The following is a 21,144-nucleotide window of genomic DNA, read 5'->3' as shown; positions in this document are numbered from 1 at the left end:
TCTCCTCAGCTGGGGTCGACGTCGAGCGGGCCGAGTCGGGAGGCGCCGCCAGGGGAACCGAGGGGCGCCTGGCGGCCGGGCAGCACCCGGGTGAAGAAGGCGTCGTTGGCCGGTCCGTGGACCGCGGCGGCGGCCGGGTCCAGCAGACGCAGCGCCACGGCCGCCCCGTTGGGGCACACCTCGGCGCACAGGCCGCAGTCGATGCACTCGCCGGGGTGGATGTACATCCTGCTGCCCCCTTCGTAGATGCAGTCGACCGGGCACTCCTCCATGCAGCTGGCGTCCTTCTCGTCGACGCACGCGTCGGTGATCACATGGGTCATGAGTCCCCCTCTCGGGTGGTGCTGACGTGACGTTCGGTCGAGTGGCCGGGGAAGAGGTCGCTCGCCGGATCGAGGACGGTCGCCGCGTTGTTGACGGCGGTGGCGGCTTCGCCGAAGCCGACGGCGATCAGCCGGACCTTGCCGGGGTAGGCCGTGATGTCGCCCGCGGCGAAGACCCTCGGCAGACTGGTCGCCATATGGCTGTCGACGGCGATGTGGCGGCCGTCGAGGTTCATGCCCCAGGACTCCAGCGGTCCGAGGCTGGCGGTGAAGCCGAGTGCGGCGACCACCCGCTGGGCCTTGATCCGCCGGATGCCGTCCTGGCCCTTGAGGTCGGCGGACTCGATGCGGCCGTCCGGGCCGCAGTGGAGTGCGGCGACCTGGGTGCGGGTGCACACCTGCGCCTCGGAGGCGAGGACCTTGTCGACCGTCGCCCGGTGCGCGCGGAAGGTGTCGCGCCGGTGGGCGAGCGTCACCGAGCGGGCCCGGCCGACGGCGGCGAGAGCCCAGTCGAAGGCGCTGTCCCCGCCGCCCACCACCAGCACGTCCCGGTCGGTGAGGTCGTCGAGGTCGGTGACGAAGTACGACAGCCCGCGGCCCTCGTAGCCGGTGCAGCCGGGCAGCGGCCGGGGGGTGAAGGCCCCGATGCCGCCGGTGACCAGGACCGCGGCGGCGCGCACGGTCTGCCCCTGGTCGCTGGTGACGACCGGGGTGCCGTCCTCGTACGCCAGGGTCTGCGCGGTGTGGCCGAGCAGCAGGTGCGGGCGGGCGGTCATGGCCTGCCCGGTCAGCCCCTCCACCAGGTCGCGGCCGGTGACGGCGGGCATCCCGGCGATGTCGAGGATGGCCTTCTCCGGGTACATCGCGCCGACCTGGCCGCCGAGTTCCGGCAGGGCGTCCATGACGGCGACGGACAGGCCGCGGAACCCGGCGCAGAAGGTGGCGAAGAGTCCGGCCGGTCCGGCTCCGACGACCAGCAGATCAACGGTCAGGGGCTCGTTCACCGCACTCCTTGCAGGGTCTTGGTCTCGCAGAACTCCTCCAGCCCCCAGCGGCCCAGTTCCCGGCCGAGCCCGGACTGCTTGTAGCCGCCGGTGGGGGCGTTGAGGTTGAAGGCACCGCCGTTGATCTCGACCCGGCCGGTGCGCATCCGGCGGGCGAAGGCCGCCGCCCGGTCCGGGTCGGCCGACCAGACGGCGCCGGAGAGGCCGAAGTCGGAGTCGTTCGCCAGCCGAAGCGCCGCCTCCTCGTCCTCGTAGGGGAGCAGGCAGAGCACCGGGCCGAAGATCTCCTCGCGGACCACCCGCATCCCTGCTTCGGCGCCGGCGAGGACGGTCGGGCGGACCCAGTGGCCGCCGGCCAGTCCGGCGGGGAGGCCGTCCGGGGCCTCGGGCCCGCCGACGACGACCCGGGCGCCCTCCTTGACGCCCAGCCGGATGTAGTCGACGACGGTGTCGCGCTGGGCGGCCGAGGCGCTGGGGCCCAGGTGGTCGCCGGGCTGCGCGGGGTCGCCGACGGTGTACCGCCCGCCCGCCCGTACGGCCGCGGCCACGGCCTCGTCGTAGCGGGCGGCGGGTACCAGCAGCCGGGTGAGCGCGGTGCAGGTCTGGCCGGTGTTGGTGAAGGCGCTGGCGACCGCGGCCCCGACGGCCGCCGCGAGGTCGGCGTCGGGCAGGGCGACGGCCGCCGACTTGCCGCCCAGTTCCAGGGCCACCCGCTTGACGGTGCCCGCGGCGGTGCGCATGACGTGCTGTCCCGCGCCGGTGGACCCGGTGAACGAGACCATGTCGACGCCGGGGTGGGCGGCGAGCGCCTCGCCGACGACGCGTCCACTGCCGGAGACCACGCTGAGCAGCCCCGGGGGCAGTCCGGCGTCGTCGGCGCAGTCGGCGAGCAGGAAGGCGTTGAGCGGGGCGACGCCGCTGGGCTTGAGCACGACCGGGCAGCCGGCGGCGAGCGCCGGGCCCACCTTGGCGGCGATCTGGTAGAGGGGGTAGTTCCAGGGCGTGATGGCGGCGACGACGCCGGCGGCCTCGCGGACGACGCGGGCCGGCGGCCCGTCCGGAACCGGCTCCTCGAAGGGGAAGGCGCGGGCCAGCGCCGCCTGGGCGCGCAGCACGTCGACCGCGAGCCGGACCTGGACCCGCAGCGAGAAGTCGCGGGGCGCCCCCATCTCCGCGGTGACGGTGTGGGCGAGTTCCGCCTCGCGGGCGGTCATCGCGTCGGCGAACCGGTCCAGTACCGCGGCGCGTTGGGACGGATCGGTGGCGGCCCAGCGGTCGAACGCCGCGCGGGCCGCGCCGACCGCCGCGTCCACGTCCTCGGTTCCGGCGGCGGGGACCGAGCCGATGCGCTCGCCGGTGGCCGGGTCGTCGACGGGGAGCCGGTCGGTGCGGTCGCTCCACCGGCCGCCGAGGTAGAGCCCGGGGTGGCGTGGGTCGCGCATCACCGGCCCCCCGTTCCCGCCTGCGCCGGCCGCGGGCTGTCCGCCCTGGCGTGCATGGACACGCCCAGGGAGCGTCCTCCGTCGACGGTCAGCACGGCGCCGGTGGTGTACGGGGCACCGAGCAGATGGGCGGTGGCGTCGGCCATCTCCTCGGCCTCGGCGAAGCGGCCGAGCGGGATCATGTCCAGCATCCGCTGCCGGGCGTCGTCGTCGGAGAGGATGTTGGCGGTGGCGGACTCGGTCGGCACGAAGCCGGGGGCGAGGGCGTTGACCCGGATGCCGTGCGGTCCCCATTCGCGGGCGACCGACTTGGTGAAGGCCAGCATGCCGCCCTTGGCGGCCGCGGAGTGGGCCACGCCGGGGGCACCGGTCCAGGCGTAGGTGGCGACGATGTTGACGATCGCGCCCGGCCTGCCCTCCCTGATCAGCCGGCGGGCCAGGGCCTGGGAGGCGTGGAAGCATCCGTAGAGGGAGATCTCCACCACGGCCTTGAAGCCGCCCGGCGACAGGTCGACGGTGGGGCAGGCGAAGTTGCCGGCCGCGTTGTTGACCAGGCCGTCGACCGCGGGCAGTTCCTCGAACAGCGACGTGACGGCGTCGGGGTCGCGGACGTCGAGCGCGGCCGTGCGGACGGCGGTGTGCTCGGCGCGCAGCGACTCGGCCGCGGCCGCGAGGCGCTCGGGGTCGCGGGCGGCCAGGACGACCTCGTGGCCGTCCCGGCCGAGGCGGCGGGCGATGGCCAGTCCGATGCCGGCGCTTCCGCCGGTGACCACGTACGTACTCACGTCAGTGCTCCTTCGAGCCAGGCGTCGTTCCAGGCGGCGAGCACGCGGGCGCGCCGGGAGTAGCGGTGCAGGGGGAACTCCAGGGTGAATCCGATGGCGCCGACCACCTGGTGGCACTGGGCGACCACGGTCTCCGCGGCCCGACCCGCGTGGGCGAGGGCGGCGGGCCCGCAGTCCTCGCGGCTGACGAGGCCGCGCAGCCCCTCGACCGCGGTGGCGGCGTCGGCGAGGCGGAACTGGACGCCCTCCAGGCCGGCCAGGGTGGTGCCGAAGGCGGCGCGCTGCCTGACGTGGTCGACCGCCAGGTCGAGCGCGCCGGCGGCGAGCCCGGCCAGGTATCCGGTCTGGGCGCGCAGCCAGGCGGACTCGGCGTCGGGGTGCACGGCGGCATCCGTCGGCTCGCTCTCCACGGTGTGGACGGCGAGGCAGTCGCCGTAGGGGACCGGCGCGGCGCCGAGCACCCGGTGCTCGCGCAGTCCCTCCCGGGTCCGCGCGATGACCCGCTCGCCCGGGTAGCGGGCGAGGCCCTGGTGCAGCGGAGAGCCGCCGAGGAGCCGGTCCACCTCGCTCAGCGGGACGAGGCCCCGGCCGAGTTCGACAGCCGCCGGGCCGATGAAGGCGGGGGCGTCGGGGTCCTGGAGGAGTTCGGCCCAGCCGACCGCGGCCAGGGCGGTGTCGAGGGCGGGGGTGCGGTCGTCCGACGGGCTGCCGGGACGCCAGACGTCCGGCACGGGGTAGTCGTCGATGACCTGCCGGAGGGTGGCGGCGAAGGCGTCGGCCTCCTTGGTGAGCGCGGTGGTCATGCCCCGTTCCTTTCTGCGGTGCCATGGAGTTCGCGGATCCCGGGTGCCGCGGCGGCGGGCGGCGCGGAGAGCGGAGAGCCCGGACAGCCCGGAGAGCCCGGAGAGGGCGGAGAGGAGTACCCGGCGGGCGGTGCGGCGGGCGGCGAGCAGTGCTCGGCAGACGGCACGGCGGGCCCGGCAGACGGCACGGCGGGCCCGGCAGACGGCACGGCGGGCCCGGCAGACGGCACGGCGGGCCCGGCAGACGGCACGGCGGGCCCGGCAGACGCGGCCGCCTCCGGCGTCACGGGGTGTTCGCCGAGGAGTTCGGCCGAGTGCTCCCCGAGGCGGGGGGCGGGCCGGGCGGCGGGGGCGGCCGCCCCGTCGATCTTGAAGACATTGCCGAGCAGCTGGACCGGGCCGACCCCGGGCTGCCGCACGGTCTGCACCAGACCGTTGCCGGTCACCTGGGGGTCGTCGAAGAGCCTGCCGAGGAGGCGGACGTCGCCCGCGGGAATGTCGTGCTTGGCGAGCACGGAAAGCCAGTGGTCCAGCGGCCGGGTCGCGAAGACCGCGGCGAAGCGGTCCACCAGCTCCGCCCGGACGGTGCGTTCGGCCTCGTCCGCCGGCGCCGCCTGGGGGTCGGCGACCCAGAGGTCGTCCTGGCCCAGGATTCCGAGCAGCCTGCGGCGCTGGGCGGTGTTGAGGCAGGCGAGCGCGAGGAAGGAGTCGGCGGTGCGGTAGCAGCGGTAATAGGGCTCCAGCCGGTCGGCGCCGGCGGTGGCCCGGGCCGTGCGGTCGAGCTCGGCGGCGGTCAGCGGGCCGTGGTCCACGGCGGGCGGCGGGGCGTGGTCCTCGACGGGCGGCGGAGCGTGGTCCGCGGCCTCCCCGGACTCGCCGATCCGGACGAAGCGCTGGACCTGGACAGCGAGGGCGGCGCCGAGGAGGGAGACCTCCACTCCCGGTGCCTGCCGTCCGCGTTCGCGCCCGGCGACTCCGGCCAGCACGCTGATACAGGTGAGCAGACCGGCGGTCAGATCGGCCATGGCGATCCCCCCGGACCGCCGCGGGACGGCGTCCTCGGGGCGGGCGTCGGCCATCAGGAGTCCGGACAGCGCCTGGGCGATGATGTCGTAGCCGAGCCGGCCGGCGTCGGGGCCCTCGGTGCCGAAGGCGGTGACGCAGCTCCAGACCGTCCGGGGGTTGGCGGTGCGTACGCTCTCGCGGTCCAGGCCGAAGCGGGCGGCCCGCTCGGGCGGCATGTTGTGCACGACCGCGTCCGCTCCGGCGATGAGCCGTGCGGACGCCGCACGGCCCTCGTCCGTCTTCAGGTCCAGGGCGACGGAGCGCTTGCCCCGGTTGAGCGCGTAGAACCAGGTGCTCTCCCCGGGGGCGTGCGGGTTGTAGTGGCGCCAGGCGTCGCCCGTGGGGGGTTCCACCTTGACGACGTCGGCACCGAGATCGGCGAGCAGCATGGTGGCGAAGGGCCCGGCCACGTACTGGGCGTAGTCGAGGACGCGGACGCCTGCGAGGGGGCGGTCGGCTAGACGCATGCCAGCCCCCTGCGGGCGATCACGCGGCGCTGGATGTCGGAGGCACCGCCGGCGATGGTGGTGGCGACCGTGGCCCGGTGGAAGGCGGCGATACGGCCGCCCGCCACGGCGTGGGGTCCGTCCTCGACGAACACGTGCGGGCCGAGCAGATCCGCCGCGCTGTGTGCGATGCCCTGCAGCAGATAGGCGATGGACAGCTTGGCCATGGAGGAGGCCGCACTGGCGTCCTCGCCGTCGGCGAGCAGGAGGGTGGCCCGGGAGCCGAGCGCGGCGGCGGCGTCCGTCCGGCCGCGCAGCCGGAGCAGTTCCAGGCGCTGGGCCGGGGTTTCGGCATACGGCTCGAGGTCGTCCAGTACGCGGCGGGCGATGCCGACCTTCTCGCTGGTGACCCGCTCGTAGTCGAGGGTGCCCATCAGGACGCGCCAGCCCCCGTGGAGCTCGCCGATGAGGTTCTCCTCGGCTATCTCGACCTCGTCGAGGACGAGTTCGCCGAGTGTGCCGCCGCCGAGCGTGTCATGGGTGATGACCTCGATGCCGGGGGTGTCCATGGGGCACACCAGGACCGACACGCCCTTGTGGCGGGGGAGGTCGGGGTCGGTGCGCACCGCGAGGTAGCACCAGTCGGCGTACTCGGCGCTGGAGGTCCAGATCTTGCGCCCGGAGACGACGAATCTGCCGCCCCTCCGGACGGCCCTGGTACGCAGGGAGGCGAGGTCGGAGCCCGCCTCCGGCTCCGAGAATCCCTGGCAGAAGCGGAGTTCGCCCCGGGCGACCTGGGGGAGCAGCCGCTCGGCCAGCGCGGGCGGGGCGAAGCGGCGCAGGGCGTTGCCGATGGTTTTGACCGACAGCAGGTAGCTCGACAGCGGCAGCCAGTGGTAGCCGAACGCCTCCTCCACCGTGTCGGTGTCCAGGGGGTGCAGCCCGCGCCCGCCGAACTCGGCCGACCAGTGCAGCCCGATGAATCCGGCGCGGCCGTACTCCTCGTAGGCGCGCCGGGAGTCGGCGTCGGACGGCATGCCCTGGAAGCGGTTGTGGGCCTCGTGCTGCAGCTCCCCCGCGAGGCGGGAGGCGAAGGCGTGTGCCTGGGCGACGATCCCTTCCATGGGAATCCTCCTCCATAACTTTCATTAAATGAAAGTTATTTCATTGTGTGGAATAAGGGTAAGGAGCCCGGCTCGCGGGGGTCAAGGCTCAGAGCGCAGCGGTTCCCGCCGACTTCGCCGTCTGCCCAGCGGTCTGCCCAGCCGTCTGCCCGGCGGTCTGGCCGGCGGTCTGCCCGGCCACAGGCTCCCCCGCCTGCTTGCCCGTTCGGCCGCCCGTTCGGCCGCCCGTTTCGTCGCCCGCCCACTTGCCCGTCTGACCGCCCGCAAGGTTGCCCGCAGGCGTCGCCGCAGGCTCCCCCGCCGGCGGGGCGCCCTGCGCCGGAGCGGGTGCCGCCGCCGTACCGCCGCTCCGGCCCCCGTCCAGCAGCGCCCGGCCCGGCATGGCGTCGAGCAGCGCCCGGGTGTACGGGTCCCGCGGTTCGCCGATGACCCGCCGGGCCGATCCGTGCTCCCTGACCCGGCCGTCCCGGACGACGACCACCTCGTCGGCGATCCGCCGCACCACGTTGAGGTCGTGGGTGATGAAGAGATAGCTGACCTGGAGCGAGTCCTGCAGGTCCTGGAGCAGGTTGAGGATCTGGGCCTGTACCGACACGTCGAGCGCAGAGGTCGGCTCGTCGCAGATCACCAGGTCGGGACGGGCCGCCAGGGCGCGGGCCACACACAGCCGCTGCCGCTGGCCGCCGGAGAACTCCCCCGGGTAGCCGTCCGGGGATACGCCCCCCATGCCCACCGCGTCCAGCAGCTCCAGGACCCGCTCCCGGCCGCCCTCGCGCCACAGGCCATGGGCGCGCAGCGGCTCGCCGATGATCTGCTCGATGGTGAAGCGCGGGTCCAGCGAGGCGTAGGGGTCCTGGAAGACGAACCCGATCCCGCGGCGGGCCTCGCGCAGCCGGCGGCCCCGGCGGGGCAGCGGCTTCCCGCCGACCACCACCCGTCCGCTGTCGGGCCGCTCCAGCCCCGCGACGATTCGGGCCAGGGTGCTCTTGCCGCTGCCGGACTCGCCCACCACCCCGACGGTGCTGCCGGGCGCGATGGTGAGGCTGACCTCGTGCAGCGCCTGATGGGTGCCGAAGCGTTTGCTGACCGCGTCCAACTCCACTATCGGGGCGGAGATCTGAGGGGACATCAGTGGGCCTCCCAGCAGGCGAGAAGGTGGGGCGGCGCCCCGTCGGGCAACTGGTCGCCCGCGGCGGCGCGCACCGGGGGCGGCTCGGCGCCGCACCGGTCGGCCGCCTGGGGACAGCGCGGCTCGAAGGGGCAGCCGGGGCCCGCGGAGCGGTCGGATCGGGCGCCGGGGATGGAGACGTAGCGGGTGTGCGGCGCGCCCGCGTAGGCGTCGCGGTAGGTGTCGACCAGACCCCGGGTGTACGGATGGCGCGCGGCGGCGAACAACTCCGGGGCGGACGCATGCTCCACGAGCCTCCCGCCGTAGAGCACCGCCACGGTGTCGGCGATCTCCGCGGTGACCGACAGGTCGTGGGTGATCCAGATCACCGTGATGCCGAACTCCCGGCGCAGTTCGGCGACCAGTGCCAGCACCTCGGCCTGCACGGTCACGTCGAGCGCGGTCGTGGGTTCGTCCGCGATGAGCAGCTGCGGCCGGTGCGCGAGGGCGATGGCGATCACCACACGCTGCCGCATCCCGCCGGACAGCTCGTGCGGATAGCGGCCGGCGGTCCGCTCCGGGTCACGGATGCCGACGCGGCCCAGCATCTCCACGGCCCGCTCCCGGGCGGCCCGGCGGCCGTCGCCCTCGGCGATCCGGAACACCTCGGCGATCTGCCGGCCCGCCGTCATCACCGGGTTCAGCGCGGCCAGCGCGTCCTGCGGCAGATAGGCCACCCGGCTGCCGCGCGCCCTGCGCAGCTCCGCGCCGCGGAGCGCGGCCATGTCGACATCGCCGACGTGGACCGAGCCGCCGGTGACGCGTGCGCCCGGCGGCAGCAACCGGGACGCGGCGTGGGCCAGGGTGGACTTGCCCGAGCCGGACTCGCCCACCAGGGCGAGGACGCCGCCCGCGGGGACGTCGAGGCTGACGCCGTGGAGCGCGGTGCGCTCGCCGTAGGCGACGGTGAGGTTCTCCACCCGCACCCGTACTCCCAGCCGGGCCGGGGCGGTTCCCGCGGGCTCGCGCACACCGAGCGCGGCCGAGCGTTCCTCGGCGGGCCCGTCCACGTCCAGCCGGGCGGGACCGGCCTCCACGGGCTCGCCCGCACCGAGGGAGGCCCGGCCGTTCTCTGCGGGCTGGTTCATGTCGTCAGCTCCTGACGGGATCGGGGGTCGACGACCGAGCGCAGCGTGTCGGCGAGCAGGTTGCCGAGGACGACGAGGACCGCCGCGACGACCACCGTGCCCATCAGCACCGGGCGGTCCTGGTCGGCGAACGCCGTGACCTGGAGACTGCCGATGCCGGGCCAGCCGAAGATGGTCTCCACGAAGACGACGTTGGACACGAAGATCGCGACGTCCATGCCGGCCATGGTGAGCACCGGCGACAGCGTGCAGCGCAGCACGTGCCGGCGCAGTACGGCGGGCCGCGACAGCCCCTTGGCGACCGCGGTGCGCACATGGGGCGAGGCCAGTGTCGCGGCCATCCCGTCGCGCACCACGCTGGCGTAGTACGGCACTCCCGTCAGACCGAGCACGATCGCCGGAAGCACCATGTGCGCGGTGTCCGCCCCGTTGCTCACCGGGGCGATGCCGAGCCCGTACCCGAAGGCCAGCAGGAACAGATAGCCCAGGGCGAAGGCGGGGATCGCCAGCAGCGCGATGTTGGTCATCAGCACGGGCATCAGGCGCCGTCCGCGCAGCGCCTCCCAGGTACCGAGGGCGGCGCCGAGCAGGATCTCCACGAACAGCGCGGCGGCGCACAGCAGCAGGGTCGGGGGGAGCCGGTCGCCGATGAGCGCGGCCACGGGTGTGCCCCGCTGGTAGGAATCGCCGAGGTCGCCGGTGAACACCCCCTTGGCGTACGCCCCGTACTGCTCCCACAGGGGGGCGGTCAGATGCAGCTGCTCCCGGATACGCTCCAGCAGCTCGGGCGTGGCGCGGGGGCCGGCGATACCGCGGGCGGGGTCGCCGGGCACGACGTACAGCAGGGCGAAGGTGGCGGTGACGACGACCGCGATGGTCGCCGCTCCGAGCAGCAGCCGCAGCCCCACCCGGCGCGCCGTCCCCCACCAGACCGCGCGGGAGCGGCCGCCCTTGGGGGACACGCCCTTCGGTGGCGCGGACCTCGGGAGCACGGACTCGGCCGACGGGGTTTGCGGGGAGACGGCGGTGGTGGGGACGGCCTCGGGGGGTGTGCCCTCGGAGGCCTCCCCCGGCGGCGGCGCGGACTCGGGGTGTCCGGTGTTCAGATGTTCAGCCATGAGCGCCTCTCCGATTCCGGGACCATGCGGCTCACGCCCTCGCTGACGAGGACGAAGGACAGCACCAGGGCCACGACCAGGGTGAGCGGGACGAGAAGGAGGCGCGGGGCGAACTCCAGTGCCTGGGCGCCTTCGTTGAGCAGGCTTCCGAGCTCGGGGTGGGGTGGTACGACGCCTGCCCCCAGGTAGGAGAGGCCGGAGCCGATGACCACGACGGCTGCGCCGTTCAGGGCGGCGATGTTGAGCAGCAGGGTGCGGATGTTGGGGAGGATGTGGCGGACCATGACCGTGCGCGGCCGTACGCCGTGCACCAGCGCCGCCTCGACGAACGGCCGTCCGCGCAGCCGCAGGGTCTCGCCGTGCACCAGACGGGCCGTCCAGGCCCAGTAGAGGGCGGCGACCACGACGACGATGCCGCCGACACTGCGGCCGACCACGCTGGCCAGGGCGAGCCCGGAGATGACGGTGGGAACGGACAGGAAGACGTCGACGGTCCGCATCAGGACCTGCTCGGTCACTCCGCGGTAGAAGCCCGCCGTCAGGCCGACGAGGGTGCCGAGCCCGACGGAGCAGACGTTGGCCAGCACGGTGAACTCGAGGGTGGTGCGCAGCCCGTAGGCCGTCCGGGCCAGCAGGTCCCGTCCCAGGACGTCGGTTCCCAGCAGGTAGCCGTGCTCGCCCGCGCCGCGCGGCAGGCCGAGTGCGCTGATGCCGTCCCGGTCGATGTGCAGCGGATCGCCGAACAGCGGCGCCGCCAGGGCGAGGACCACGAGGGCCGCGAGGACTGCCAGGCCGGCGGCGACGACCGCGCGGGCCCGCCTCAGGCGCCTGGCGGAGAGGCCGTGCGCGGTGGCGGCGGGCGCGGGCCGCCGCGGCAGGAGGGAAACGGTCATGGGCTCACCCACAGGCGGTCGTAGTAGGACCCCGTCTCGCCCCGCATGTGGTAGTTGCGGACGCGCGGATTGCGGGCGGCGAGGAAGTTGAGGGAGGAGAAGAAGACACCCGGGGGGTCTTCGGAGAGCAGCTGTTCCGCCCTGGCGAGGAGCCTGTTGCAGTCGGCCGGCGTCCGGCTGCGGCGCGCCTGGGCCAGCAGGGCGTCCACGGCCTCGTTGGCGTAGCCGCCGTAGTTGCTCGAGCCGTCCGAGGCGAAGCAGTTGCCCGCGAGGTCGAGGGCGTTGGGGTTGATCATGTACCAGTGCCGGGGGAAGACGTCGCACTGTCCGCTCGCCATGGCCTGGTCCAGGGCGGACTTGGACATCGGGTCGATGGTCACTTCCACCCCGGCCTCCCGCCACTGCTGCTGCACCACCTGGCTGAGCCGCTCCCAGGGTGCGGAGCCGTCGTGCGCGAACCGCAGCCGCAGGTCGGTGGCACCGGCCTCGGCGAGCAGGTTCCTCGCCCTTGCGATGTCCCGGCGGTAGGGGCGGGCGGTGCGCGGGAAGTCCGGCAGGTGCTTGGGGAAGGGCAGCGGCGAGGCCTCCTGGCTGCCGTAGGTGAGCCTGCCCAGCAACTCGGTGTCGGTGGCGTGGTTCAGGGCCTGCCGTACGCGGCGGTCGCGCAGGTGCCGGTGCCCGGTGTCGAGGCCGATCCAGGACGTGCCCTGCAGCGGGATGGGCACCACGTACCGTTCGCGGAGGTCCGGTTGGGAGTTGATCTGCGGACCGAGCGCCACGGGGGCGCCCTCGCCCAGCACGTCGAGCTCTCCGCTCATCAGCTGGCGCAGCTGCATCGCCTGCGCGATGCCCCACCGGTACTCCAGCCGCTCGATGAACGGGGTGCCCCGCCAGAGGTAGTGGGGGTTGCGCTGGAACACCGCGCGCTGGCGCCCGCGGTCATATGAAGTGATCATGAAGGGGCCGGTGCCGACCGGCCGGCGGCCGAAGTCCTTGCCCAGCCTGCGTATGTCCTCCATCGGCAGCGCGGCGGTGAAGGGCTGGCACAGCACACCGGAGAAGGTGATGTCCGGGGCCAGCAGCCGCACCTCCAGCGTGTGGTCGTCGATGCGCCGAAGGCCGGAAACCGACTTGCGCTTGCCCTCGTTGACCTCGATGGCGCCCTCGACGGAGAAGAGGTAGCTGGCCGCCCACGAGGCCAGCTCGGGATCCAGCACCCGGGTCCAGGTGGCGATGTAGTCGTCGGCCGTGACGGCGCGGCCGTTGTGGAACCGCACGCCGGGACGGAGGTGGATCGTGTAGACGCGGCCGTCCTCGGAGACCTGCGGCAGACGGGCCGCCGCGCTGGGTGCCGGGCCTCCCGACTGTCCGTCGAACTGGAACAGCGGGGTGAAGAGCACACTGGTCGACACTTCCCAGGCGTGCAGGTCATAGCCGATGGCCGGGTCGTACGACTGGGCCTCCTCACTCCAGCCGGTGACGACCCGTCCGCCGGTGGCGACGGGTCCGGGGGTGCGGGGCCCCGGGGCAGTACGGCCCGGGGTGGACATCCTGGTCACGGTGGCGGCCCGCTCCGGCCGCTTCGCGTCCGTGCACGCGCTGAGTATCAGTCCTGCGGCTCCCAGTCCGAAGCCGTGGAGCAGAGTGCGGCGTCCGAGAGATTCCTTCATGGCACCTCCTCGTCTCTGAGGATCGAATACTTCCAATATTTGAAAGTCACAATCACCATGCGGACGCACAGTAGAAGGGTGTGGGGTGGATTACAAGACATGCAGCATGCTTCCGGACGGCCGTCTTCAGCACGGTTCGGTCACGGGACGCACCCTCTGGCAGGTCCACGGCAAGGCAAGGTCGTCGACCGGGACGCCAGAGCGGGGCCGGCGACGAGAGCATGCAGTGCGCGCCCGGCGCCGGCCTGTGGCGGGGACCGAGCCCCCACGGTGCAGCGCCGCCCTCGGACCGCCGAAGCGCCGCGCACACGACCGGCGCCCGGAACGCCGACGCCACGGAGGGCACCCGGCGCACCCGGCAACGCGGGGAGCGCGGCAGACAGGAGGGACGGGAGGGACGGGAGGGACGGGAGAGAGCCAGGAGGCGTGGAGGGCGCGCGCGGCGCGGAAGACGTGGGAGGTGTGTGGAGGCGCGGGCGCGGCAAGTCCCGGCGGCCCGGGACCTCCCGGCATGCGCAGGGGCAGCCTGCGGAAGCGGGCGGCCGGGACAGACGGCCGCGGCGGGCCCCGTGGGCCCGGCATCAGACCCAGGGCCCGCGCCGGCACCAGATCCAGGGCCCGGTCCCCGGGCCCGGGGACCGGACCAAGGCCCGGGTGCCCGCCCGGCACCAGGCCCGGCACCAGGCCCGGCGGCGGTCCGGCGGCGGTCCGGGCGGCGGTCCGGTGTCAGGGAGCCGTGCGCTCGAACACCGCGGCCAGTCCCTGGCCACCGCCGATGCACATCGCCTCCAGCCCGTAGCGGGCCCCCCGCCGGTGCATCTCCCGTGCCAGATGGGCGAGGATGCGGGCACCCGTCGCGCCCAGCGGATGCCCGAGCGAGATCCCGGAGCCGTTGACGTTGATCCGCTCGTGGTCGGCCTCGCTCAGGTCGAGCGACCGTGTGCAGGCCAGGACCTGTGCGGCGAAGGCCTCGTTGAGTTCGATGAGATCCATGTCGGACAGCGTCAGGCCGGCCCGATCCAGCGCGGTGCGGGTGGCCGGTACGGGGCCGAGGCCCATCCTCGCGGGGGCGACGCCCGCCCGGGCGAAGGACACCAGCCGGAGTACGGGGGTCAACCCGAGTCGCTCGGCCGTGGCCAGGTCGGTCACCAGGCAGGCGGCGGCCCCGTCGTTCTGGCCGCTGGCGTTCCCGGCGGTGACCGTCGCCTCCGGGTCGGAGCCCAGCATGACGGGTCGCAGCGCCGCCAGTTGCTCCGCCGTGGTGCCCGGACGCGGATGCTCGTCGCCGGCGACGACGCTCCCTCCCTTGCGGCCGGTCACGGTGACGGGAACGATCTCGTCGTCGAACAGCCCGGCCGCCGCGGCACGTGCGGCACGCTGCTGGGACCTGAGGGCGAGGGCGTCCTGGTCCGCCCGGCTGATGGAGAACTCGCGCCGCAGGTTCTCGGCGGTCTCCACCATGCCGCCGGGCACCGGGTGGTGGACACCGCCCGCGGTGACCCGCCCGCGGGCCAGGGCGTCGTGCAGCATCAGTCCCGGCGAGGCGATGCCCCGGCGCCCCTCGTGGGTGTAGAACGGGGCCACGCTCATGACCTCGACTCCCCCGGCGACGACGACCTCGCTGAAGCCGCAGCGGATCTGCATGGCCGCGTCCAGCACGGCCTGGAGTCCGGAGCCGCAGCGGCGATCGACCTGGGTGCCCGTGACGGACTCCGGCAGACCGGCGTCGAGGGCGGCGACCCGCCCGATCGCGGGCGCGTCGGAGGTCGGGTAGGCGTGGCCGAGGATCACCTCGTCGATCCGCCCGGGGTCGACTCCGCTGCGGGCCACGACCTCCGAGATCACATGCGCGGCCAGCGCGGCGGGCCGCTGCGACGACAGCGCCCCTCCGAACCGGCCGATCGGTGTGCGCAGGGGTTCGCAGATGACGATGGGTGCGGGAGCGGCGGACATCCCTCGTCCTTTCGCCTCGGGTTGATGTCCCGCCGACCCTCGCACCGCCCGTCGAGAAGGTCCAATACTCAATTGCTACGGCATTGAGACCGACTGCGTCTCAGCTTCTTCCGGACCCGTCGGGATCCCTCACAGCACCGGCGTCGGCAGCGCCGCTTCGGCCACGTCCAGTACGGCGCGCAGCGCGGCGGAGGGGTTGTCCCTCCGCCAGGCGAGGGCGGCCCGGAGCCTGATCGGCTCGCCCGCCAGCGGCCGGTAGACCAGACCGGTCTGCTGGATGTGCCGGCAGGAGGTCAGCGTCAGCGTCACTCCCACCCCGGCGGCGACCAAGGCCAGGATCGTATGGGAATCGGGTGCCTCCTGCGTCACCCTGGGGGTGAACCCGGCTTTCTCGCAGGTGGCCGCCACAAGGTCGCGCAAGGAGGAGCCCGCATTGGCGGGGAACCCCACGAACGGCTCCTCGGCCAGTGCCTCCACCGGGATGCGCGTGCGCTGCGTCAGCCGGTGGTCCGACGGAAGGGCGCAGAGGAGTTCCTCCTCGTAGATCACCCTGCTCTCCAGCCCCGGGTGCGTCACCGGCAGCCGCACGAAGCCGACGTCCAGCTTTCCCTCCACGACCCGGGTGAGGGCCGCGTTGGCGTACGTCTGGCCCTCCAGGACCAGCTCGATGCCCGGGTGGGCCGCCCGGACGGCCCTGGTCAGCCGGGGCAGCGCCTCATGGCTCGAGGCCCCGGCGAAGCCGACGGTGACCCGCCCGTACTCCCCGCGGCCGGCCGCCCTGGCCACCCGGACCGCGATGCCGACGTCCTCCAGCACCGTCCGTACCGGGCGCAGGAAGGCCTGGCCGGCACTGGTGAGCCGTACCGAGCGGGTGTTGCGCTCGAAGAGCTGCACCCCCAGTTCCTTCTCGAGCTGGCGGATCTGCTGGCTGAGTGGCGGCTGCGCCATCTGCAGCCGTCTGGCGGCGCGGCCGAAGTGCAGTTCCTCGGCGACCGCGAGGAACGCCGTCAGATGGCGCAACTCCATGCCGACCCCCAGTCCTGTTCCGGCAGCCCCGGCCGAACCCGACGACGGCGACTGATCCACGTGGAGTATCAATGTGAGCCTAATTCGGTATTGGACAGTGATCAATGCCTGTTGGCACGGTGTGAGCCACCTCCTCCCGGGACCGGGTACCGGACCGGAAGGCGGAACCGGAAGGCGGAACCGGAAGGCGGGACCGTGCCGGCCTGCGCTCGTCGGCACGGGACGGCACCGGTCGCCACCAGGCGGGGCGGTGCCCATCGGCCACCACCAGGCGGTGGCACCGCACAACACAGGACAACAGAGGACAGCACAGGACAAGGCCGGACGGGGCCGGACAAGGCCGGACGAGGCCGGACGAGGCCAGGGGCCCCGGGCGGAACCGAACGGCACCAGTCGGCACCAGCCGGTCGCGACCGACGGCGGGCACGCTCCGCCGGCCGTTCCCGCCGCCGCGCCGACCGCGACCGCGGGAACGGCCAGGAACCAGAAACGAGGACTCCACGTGCGTATCAGGATCGTCGGCGCCGGTGTCATGGGACGCGGGATCGCCCAGTGGGCGGCGACCGCCGGTCACACCGTGGAACTCGGCGACGCCCGGCAGGAGGCGGTCGGCGACGCGATCGGCTTCGTACGGGGGATGCTCGACCGGTCCGCGGCCAAGGGGCGGCTGGGTCCGGAGGCGGCCAGGGCCGCCTCGGAGCGCCTGCTGCCGCTGGACGACGCCTTCGCACCCGGCGACGGGGTGGAACTCGTCATCGAGGCGGTACGCGAGGACCTGGCCGCCAAGACGGAGCTGTTCCGGCGGCTGGAGGAGGTCCTCCCCGCACGCACGATCCTCGCGACCAACACCTCCTCCCTCCCGGTGACCCGTGTCGCGGCGGGACTGGCGGACCCCTCCCGGCTGGTCGGCCTGCACTTCTTCAACCCCGTACCGCTGATGAGGATCGTCGAGGTCGTCCCCGGGGCCCTGACCCGGCCGGACATCCCGCCCGTACTCGTCGAACTCGTCGAGGCCACCGGCCACTCGGCCGCCGTGGTCGCCGACACCCCCGGCTTCCTCGTCAACCACGCGGGCCGCGGACTCGTCACCGAGGCGCTGGCCCTGCTCGAGGAATCGGTCTCCGACCCGGCCGGCATCGACCGCATCGCGCGCGATGTCCTGGGGCTGCGCATGGGCCCGTTCGAGCTGATGGACCTCACCGGACTCGATGTCACCGACACCGTCATCGACAGCGTGTGGCGGGGCTTCAGGCACTCGGACCGGCTCCGGCCCTCCTACCTCACCCCCAACCGCGTGGCCGCGGGCCTGCACGGCCGCAAGACCGGCCGCGGTTTCTACGACCACAGCGCCGGCGCGCAGGCGACCCCGCCGGAGTCGCCGATCACCGGGGACCCCGGCCGCCCCGTACGGGTGGCCGGGCACGGACCGGACGCCGACGCGCTGCGCCGCACCCTCCGTGCGGACGGGGCCACCCTGGAAAGCGGTCCCGACCCCTCCGGGCGGGCCGTGGTGCTGGTGCCCACCTGGGGCACGACCGTGGCGGAGCAGATCGCGTCCGCCGGGCTGCCCGTATCCCGCACCGTCGGGGTCGACCCGCTGGCACTGCCCACCCGCCGCCGGGTGCTCGCCTTCACCCCGGCCACCGATCCGGCCGCGGTCCACGACGCGCGGGCCGTTCTCGCCCGTGCCGCCGCCCCGGCGACCGAGGACGGCGGCACCGACGGGTGCCGCGCCGTCTCGACCGACGGGTGCCGCGCCGTCTCGGTCGTCCGGGACACGGCCGGCTCGGTGGCCCAGCGGCTGCTCGCGTCCATCGTCTCGGTGGCGGCCTCCATCGCCGAGCGCGCCATCGCGACCCCCGCAGCGGTCGACACGGCCGTCACCGCGGGGCTGGGATACCCGACCGGCCCCCTGGCCTGGGGCGATCGAATCGGTACGGCACGGATACTCGCCCTCCAGGCGGGGCTCCACCGCAGCACGGGCGATCCCCGCTACCGGCCCACCCGCTGGGTGACCGAGCGCGTGCACCTCGGTCTCCCGCTGACCGAGCCGGGACCTGACCCGGCGGCGCTCGGCGCCACCGCACCACAACCGCGAAGCGCAACCGCCGAACCCGCACACGAAGGAGAGCCGGCATGAGTCTGCGGATAGTCGTCTGTGTCAAGTACGTGCCCGACGCGACGGGCGAACGGGGCTTCACCGAGGAGCTGACCACCGCAACGGCAGCGAGCCGCGGCAAAGCAAGGCGACCGGCACACCGCACACACCCTCATCGCCGAAGTCTCCGCCCGGGACTCAGCCGAGGCCGAAGTACGTCCTGATCGCGTTGAGCATGAGCTGGATGCCGATCGTGGCCACGAACAGTCCGCCGAACCGCGTCACGATGGCGATGGTCTGCGCCGACATCCTCATCCGATTGACCAGGAGCAGGTGCCCCACCGGAATCAGGGCCACGGTGATGGCGACGGCGATGAGCGCCGCGACCGTACCCGACCAGCCCTGGCCCGTCGAGGCGATGCCGATGACCGTGGTGATGGCGCCCGGGCCCGCCATGAAGGGAATCGCGTAGGGAACCACGATCGAGTCCTCGGCCGATCTCGGTGCCGGCTCCTCGTGCGCCGCAGCGCCGCCCTGCGCGCGGGTCGGCTCGCCGCCGAAGAGCATCTCGAAGCCCATCAGCAGGAGGACCAGTCCGCCGGCGAACCCGAAGGCGGACAGGTCGATGCCGACCAGATCGAGCACCGGCCGCCCGATCAGGGCCGCGCCCCCCAGGGTGATCGCGATGACCACCATGATGCGGCCGACGTACTCCCGCCGCCGCTCGGGCTCGTTGTCGGTCAGCACACGGAAGAAGAGGCCCCGGATGAACGGATCGACCAGCAGCACCATCGCGATGGTCGCCTGAACCGTCAGCTCGACGGTGCTCATGCCGGCGACCACCGGGGATTGCCGGAGTCGCCGCCTCCGGCGGTCGTCACGGTGACGACCTCACCGGCCTGGTGGCGGTCGCTCCCGACGGCGAACGTCCCCACCGCCGCGGCCGGAGCGCGGTGCGCCGACGGTGCGCGCGCCGCTGCGGCCGCACCGGGAAGGCGGGAGCGGGAGCGGGAGGAGGGAAGACTCATGGGCGCACCTGTCCGGTCGTGGCGGGCCGCCCCGCGAGCCCGAGGCGGGCGGGGCGCCCGTTGATCACAACAACAGCGGCCGCCACAGTAACCCCGTCGCCCACGCATCGTGCTCAAGGCGGCACATCACGCGTCGAATGGCGGACACACATCGAGGTCCGGCCCCTGGTCCGCGCCTCGGCACCGCCCGCGCCGCCCGCGCCGCCATGCCCGCGTCCCCGGGCGCCGTCCGCCACAGGCCCGCCGGTGACCTGACGGCACGCCGGGTGCCGGCCGGTCAGCTCCGCCCGATCAGCGCATCCCGGTCAGCTCCTCCCGGTCAGCTCCTCAGGACAGGGCGTGCCGCGGGGGAACCGATACGGGGCAGCCAGCCGGTAGACGCCCGGACGCGGCGCCAGGAGCTCGGTCCACTCGTCGCCCGACGCATCCTGCTCCGCCTTCGTCAGGCAGCCGGCGGCGTTGACGAACACCCTCGGCTCACCGTCCCCCCGCAGCTTCGACTCCGGGGTCTCGTGCGGCTGCTCCACGCTCCGGCCCTGGTCGTCCACGAGCCCCAGCCACGGCGAGTACGGGACCCGGATCAGCACCCGGCCCGCCTCGCGCACATGGATCCGCAGCTCGCCGTCGCCCGCCCGGTCCACCGTCGCCGGCGGGTCCGCGAGAGGGGTCGGCTCGCGGACGGCGAACAGCCGCCAGTTCGCGTCCGACCACACCAGCTTCAGATAGGGCTGGCCTCGCTCGACCAGCTCCGCCTCCTGCCGGGCGCCCGAGTCCGGCTCGCCGGTCGGCAGCACCACGTAGTGCACGGCCCAGCGGTGGAGCCACTCGCGGTAGTTCACGGCGTCGAGTGTGTCGTCGTAGAAGAGCGGATTGCGTTCCATGTCCGCCTGCCGGTTCCAGCCGCGCGCCAGGTTGACGTACGGCGCGAGTGCCGACGCCTCGCGGTGGCTGCTCGCCGGGACGACCTCGACGCGGCCCTTCTCCGCACCGACCTCCTGTAGTTCGTTCACCAGCGGTGCGAGTTCCCGCGTCCAGGACGCGGCCGGAGCGGTGCGCACGATGTCGTCGACGCTCTTGAAGCCGATCCACGCGTTGAGCCCGGCGAAGGCCACGACGACGGCGTACCACCTGCGTGAGCGCGGCACGGCGTACGGCAGCGCCGCCAGCAGCACCACCCCCGCGAACAGCATCGCGAGGCGCGAGACGTTCGAGCCGATCTGCGAGTCCACGAGGAAGGTCAGCAGCGTGCCGGCGGAGTACACCCCGGCGGCGGTCCGTACGGTGCGCCAGTCCCGCGGTACGAGGACGAGGACCAGCACCCCGAAGAGGAACGGCAGCGACGTCGACCCGAGGGACATGGGCTGCGTGCCGGAGAAGGGGAACAGCCACGCCGACAGGACCACGACCACGACCGGCGCGATCCCCAGTGCATAGGCGCCGGGACGTCGCTTGTTCAGGAACAGCGCCGCGGCGACGACTCCGAGGAAGAGCCCGGCGACCGGGCTCGAAGCGGTCGCGAGGCCGGCCAGCGGTGCCGCGAACGCGGCCTTCGCCCACCGCTTCCTCCGCCAGCGGTACGGCCAGCAGAACACCGCAGCGACCGCTCCGAGGGCGAACACCATCCCCAGCCCGAACGTGACCCGCCCCGACAGCGCGTTGCAGAAGATCGCGAACACTCCGGCCAGTGCGCAGGCCAGCGGGTTCCGGACCGCCCGCACCCGCGTCAGGATCAGCGCGGTCAGTGTGGTGGAGAGGGTCCCGACGACCATCATCGTGGTCCGCACGCCGAGCACGGACATCAGATACGGGGACACCACGCTGTACGAGACCGGGTGCATGCCGCCGTACCAGGCGAGGTTGTACGCCGAGTCGGGGTGGCGGCCGACGAACTCGGCCCAGGCGTCCTGTGCGGCGATGTCGCCGCCGCTGTTGGCGAAGAGGAAGAACCACCCGAGGTGGAGGAAGGCCGCCCATGCGGTCGCCGCCAGGACGGGACGGCGCACCGACACGGCAGCGAACCGGGCGGCGGCGCGCCGCGGGGAGGCGAACCGCGAGACCCCGAACCACGAGGCCCGGAAACGCGGGACGGGCAGGCGCGATGCGGTGCGCC

At 73.7% G+C, this 21,144-nt stretch carries 18 protein-coding genes; 1 reads left to right on the top strand and 17 read right to left on the bottom strand.

Annotation, left to right across the window (positions count from 1 at the left end; all coding sequences use genetic code 11):
- Positions 1–5 precede the first annotated feature (5 nt).
- From SCWH03_RS21740 to SCWH03_RS21675, 14 genes are all read right to left on the bottom strand, one after another.
- Positions 6–323, bottom strand: a complete 318-nt coding sequence (locus SCWH03_RS21740; protein WP_173265974.1) for a ferredoxin family protein — start codon at positions 321–323, stop codon at positions 6–8.
- Positions 320–1,327 (bottom strand): NAD(P)/FAD-dependent oxidoreductase, encoded by a 1,008-nt coding sequence (locus SCWH03_RS21735; protein WP_173265973.1) that lies wholly within the window; start codon positions 1,325–1,327, stop codon positions 320–322. Before SCWH03_RS21735 ends, SCWH03_RS21740 begins: the two co-directional genes overlap by 4 nt.
- A complete protein-coding gene (locus SCWH03_RS21730; protein ID WP_173265972.1) occupies positions 1,324–2,769 on the bottom strand; it encodes an aldehyde dehydrogenase family protein in 1,446 nt (481 codons plus the stop codon). Before SCWH03_RS21730 ends, SCWH03_RS21735 begins: the two co-directional genes overlap by 4 nt.
- A complete protein-coding gene (locus tag SCWH03_RS21725; protein ID WP_173265971.1) occupies positions 2,769–3,554 on the bottom strand; it encodes an SDR family oxidoreductase in 786 nt (261 codons plus the stop codon). The genes SCWH03_RS21730 and SCWH03_RS21725 overlap by 1 nt, the downstream gene beginning before the upstream one ends.
- Complete coding sequence (locus SCWH03_RS29670; protein ID WP_173265970.1) at positions 3,551–4,357, bottom strand: acyl-CoA dehydrogenase family protein; 807 nt, start codon at positions 4,355–4,357, stop codon at positions 3,551–3,553. Before SCWH03_RS29670 ends, SCWH03_RS21725 begins: the two co-directional genes overlap by 4 nt.
- The gene (locus SCWH03_RS21715; RefSeq protein ID WP_173265969.1) at positions 4,354–5,889 is read right to left on the bottom strand and encodes a CaiB/BaiF CoA transferase family protein; all 1,536 of its coding nucleotides are present in this window, start codon (positions 5,887–5,889) and stop codon (positions 4,354–4,356) included. Before SCWH03_RS21715 ends, SCWH03_RS29670 begins: the two co-directional genes overlap by 4 nt.
- Positions 5,880–6,992 (bottom strand): acyl-CoA dehydrogenase family protein, encoded by a 1,113-nt coding sequence (locus SCWH03_RS21710; RefSeq protein WP_173265968.1) that lies wholly within the window; start codon positions 6,990–6,992, stop codon positions 5,880–5,882. The genes SCWH03_RS21715 and SCWH03_RS21710 overlap by 10 nt, the downstream gene beginning before the upstream one ends.
- 88 nt (positions 6,993–7,080) lie before the next feature.
- The gene (locus tag SCWH03_RS21705) at positions 7,081–8,121 is read right to left on the bottom strand and encodes an ABC transporter ATP-binding protein (protein ID WP_254076928.1); all 1,041 of its coding nucleotides are present in this window, start codon (positions 8,119–8,121) and stop codon (positions 7,081–7,083) included.
- Positions 8,121–9,248 carry an ABC transporter ATP-binding protein gene (locus tag SCWH03_RS21700; RefSeq protein WP_216854778.1) on the bottom strand — a complete coding sequence of 376 codons (1,128 nt, stop codon included), beginning with the start codon at positions 9,246–9,248 and terminating at the stop codon, positions 8,121–8,123. Before SCWH03_RS21700 ends, SCWH03_RS21705 begins: the two co-directional genes overlap by 1 nt.
- Complete coding sequence (locus SCWH03_RS21695) at positions 9,245–10,366, bottom strand: ABC transporter permease (RefSeq protein WP_254076927.1); 1,122 nt, start codon at positions 10,364–10,366, stop codon at positions 9,245–9,247. The genes SCWH03_RS21700 and SCWH03_RS21695 overlap by 4 nt, the downstream gene beginning before the upstream one ends.
- A complete protein-coding gene (locus SCWH03_RS21690; protein WP_173265967.1) occupies positions 10,351–11,259 on the bottom strand; it encodes an ABC transporter permease in 909 nt (302 codons plus the stop codon). The genes SCWH03_RS21695 and SCWH03_RS21690 overlap by 16 nt, the downstream gene beginning before the upstream one ends.
- Positions 11,256–12,929, bottom strand: coding sequence for an ABC transporter substrate-binding protein (locus SCWH03_RS21685; protein ID WP_173265966.1), 1,674 nt, complete (start codon positions 12,927–12,929; stop codon positions 11,256–11,258). The genes SCWH03_RS21690 and SCWH03_RS21685 overlap by 4 nt, the downstream gene beginning before the upstream one ends.
- A gap of 726 nt (positions 12,930–13,655) precedes the next feature.
- A complete protein-coding gene (locus SCWH03_RS21680; protein WP_173265965.1) occupies positions 13,656–14,882 on the bottom strand; it encodes an acetyl-CoA C-acetyltransferase in 1,227 nt (408 codons plus the stop codon).
- A 129-nt stretch (positions 14,883–15,011) separates the two neighbouring features.
- Entirely contained in the window at positions 15,012–15,908 is an 897-nt protein-coding gene (locus SCWH03_RS21675; protein WP_173265988.1) for a LysR family transcriptional regulator, read from the bottom strand.
- A 502-nt stretch (positions 15,909–16,410) separates the two neighbouring features.
- On the opposite strand from SCWH03_RS21675, the gene SCWH03_RS21670 reads away from it, so the two are divergent.
- Positions 16,411–18,048: a 3-hydroxyacyl-CoA dehydrogenase gene (locus SCWH03_RS21670; protein ID WP_173265964.1), complete on the top strand. Its 1,638-nt coding sequence runs from the start codon at positions 16,411–16,413 to the stop codon at positions 18,046–18,048.
- A gap of 156 nt (positions 18,049–18,204) precedes the next feature.
- Here SCWH03_RS21670 and SCWH03_RS21665 read toward each other — a convergent pair whose 3' ends face one another.
- The 3 genes from SCWH03_RS21665 to SCWH03_RS21655 form a co-directional block, all read right to left on the bottom strand.
- Positions 18,205–18,837, bottom strand: coding sequence for a MarC family protein (locus SCWH03_RS21665; RefSeq protein WP_173265963.1), 633 nt, complete (start codon positions 18,835–18,837; stop codon positions 18,205–18,207).
- On the bottom strand, positions 18,834–19,034 hold the full coding sequence (locus SCWH03_RS21660; RefSeq protein WP_173265962.1) for a hypothetical protein: 201 nt from the start codon (positions 19,032–19,034) through the stop codon (positions 18,834–18,836). The genes SCWH03_RS21665 and SCWH03_RS21660 overlap by 4 nt, the downstream gene beginning before the upstream one ends.
- A gap of 305 nt (positions 19,035–19,339) precedes the next feature.
- Entirely contained in the window at positions 19,340–21,043 is a 1,704-nt protein-coding gene (locus SCWH03_RS21655) for a DUF8823 domain-containing protein (RefSeq protein WP_254076935.1), read from the bottom strand.
- Positions 21,044–21,144: the final 101 nt, after the last annotated feature.

The organism is Streptomyces pacificus (assembly GCF_011766325.1).
Classification (GTDB): Bacteria; Actinomycetota; Actinomycetes; order Streptomycetales; family Streptomycetaceae; genus Streptomyces; species Streptomyces pacificus.
Note: the sequence above shows the minus strand (reverse complement) of the source record. Positions and strands in the feature narration are given on the sequence as shown.

Coding starts and splice junctions, on each gene's coding strand:
- SCWH03_RS21740 (WP_173265974.1), bottom strand. CDS start 323: ATGACCCATGTGATCACCGACGCGTGCGTCGACGAGAAGGACGCCAGC.
- SCWH03_RS21730 (WP_173265972.1), bottom strand. CDS start 2,769: ATGCGCGACCCACGCCACCCCGGGCTCTACCTCGGCGGCCGGTGGAGC.
- SCWH03_RS29670 (WP_173265970.1), bottom strand. CDS start 4,357: ATGACCACCGCGCTCACCAAGGAGGCCGACGCCTTCGCCGCCACCCTC.
- SCWH03_RS21715 (WP_173265969.1), bottom strand. CDS start 5,889: ATGCGTCTAGCCGACCGCCCCCTCGCAGGCGTCCGCGTCCTCGACTAC.
- SCWH03_RS21710 (WP_173265968.1), bottom strand. CDS start 6,992: ATGGAAGGGATCGTCGCCCAGGCACACGCCTTCGCCTCCCGCCTCGCG.
- SCWH03_RS21705 (WP_254076928.1), bottom strand. CDS start 8,121: ATGTCCCCTCAGATCTCCGCCCCGATAGTGGAGTTGGACGCGGTCAGC.
- SCWH03_RS21700 (WP_216854778.1), bottom strand. CDS start 9,248: ATGAACCAGCCCGCAGAGAACGGCCGGGCCTCCCTCGGTGCGGGCGAG.
- SCWH03_RS21695 (WP_254076927.1), bottom strand. CDS start 10,366: ATGGCTGAACATCTGAACACCGGACACCCCGAGTCCGCGCCGCCGCCG.
- SCWH03_RS21690 (WP_173265967.1), bottom strand. CDS start 11,259: ATGACCGTTTCCCTCCTGCCGCGGCGGCCCGCGCCCGCCGCCACCGCG.
- SCWH03_RS21685 (WP_173265966.1), bottom strand. CDS start 12,929: ATGAAGGAATCTCTCGGACGCCGCACTCTGCTCCACGGCTTCGGACTG.
- SCWH03_RS21680 (WP_173265965.1), bottom strand. CDS start 14,882: ATGTCCGCCGCTCCCGCACCCATCGTCATCTGCGAACCCCTGCGCACA.
- SCWH03_RS21675 (WP_173265988.1), bottom strand. CDS start 15,908: ATGGAGTTGCGCCATCTGACGGCGTTCCTCGCGGTCGCCGAGGAACTG.
- SCWH03_RS21665 (WP_173265963.1), bottom strand. CDS start 18,837: ATGAGCACCGTCGAGCTGACGGTTCAGGCGACCATCGCGATGGTGCTG.
- SCWH03_RS21660 (WP_173265962.1), bottom strand. CDS start 19,034: ATGAGTCTTCCCTCCTCCCGCTCCCGCTCCCGCCTTCCCGGTGCGGCC.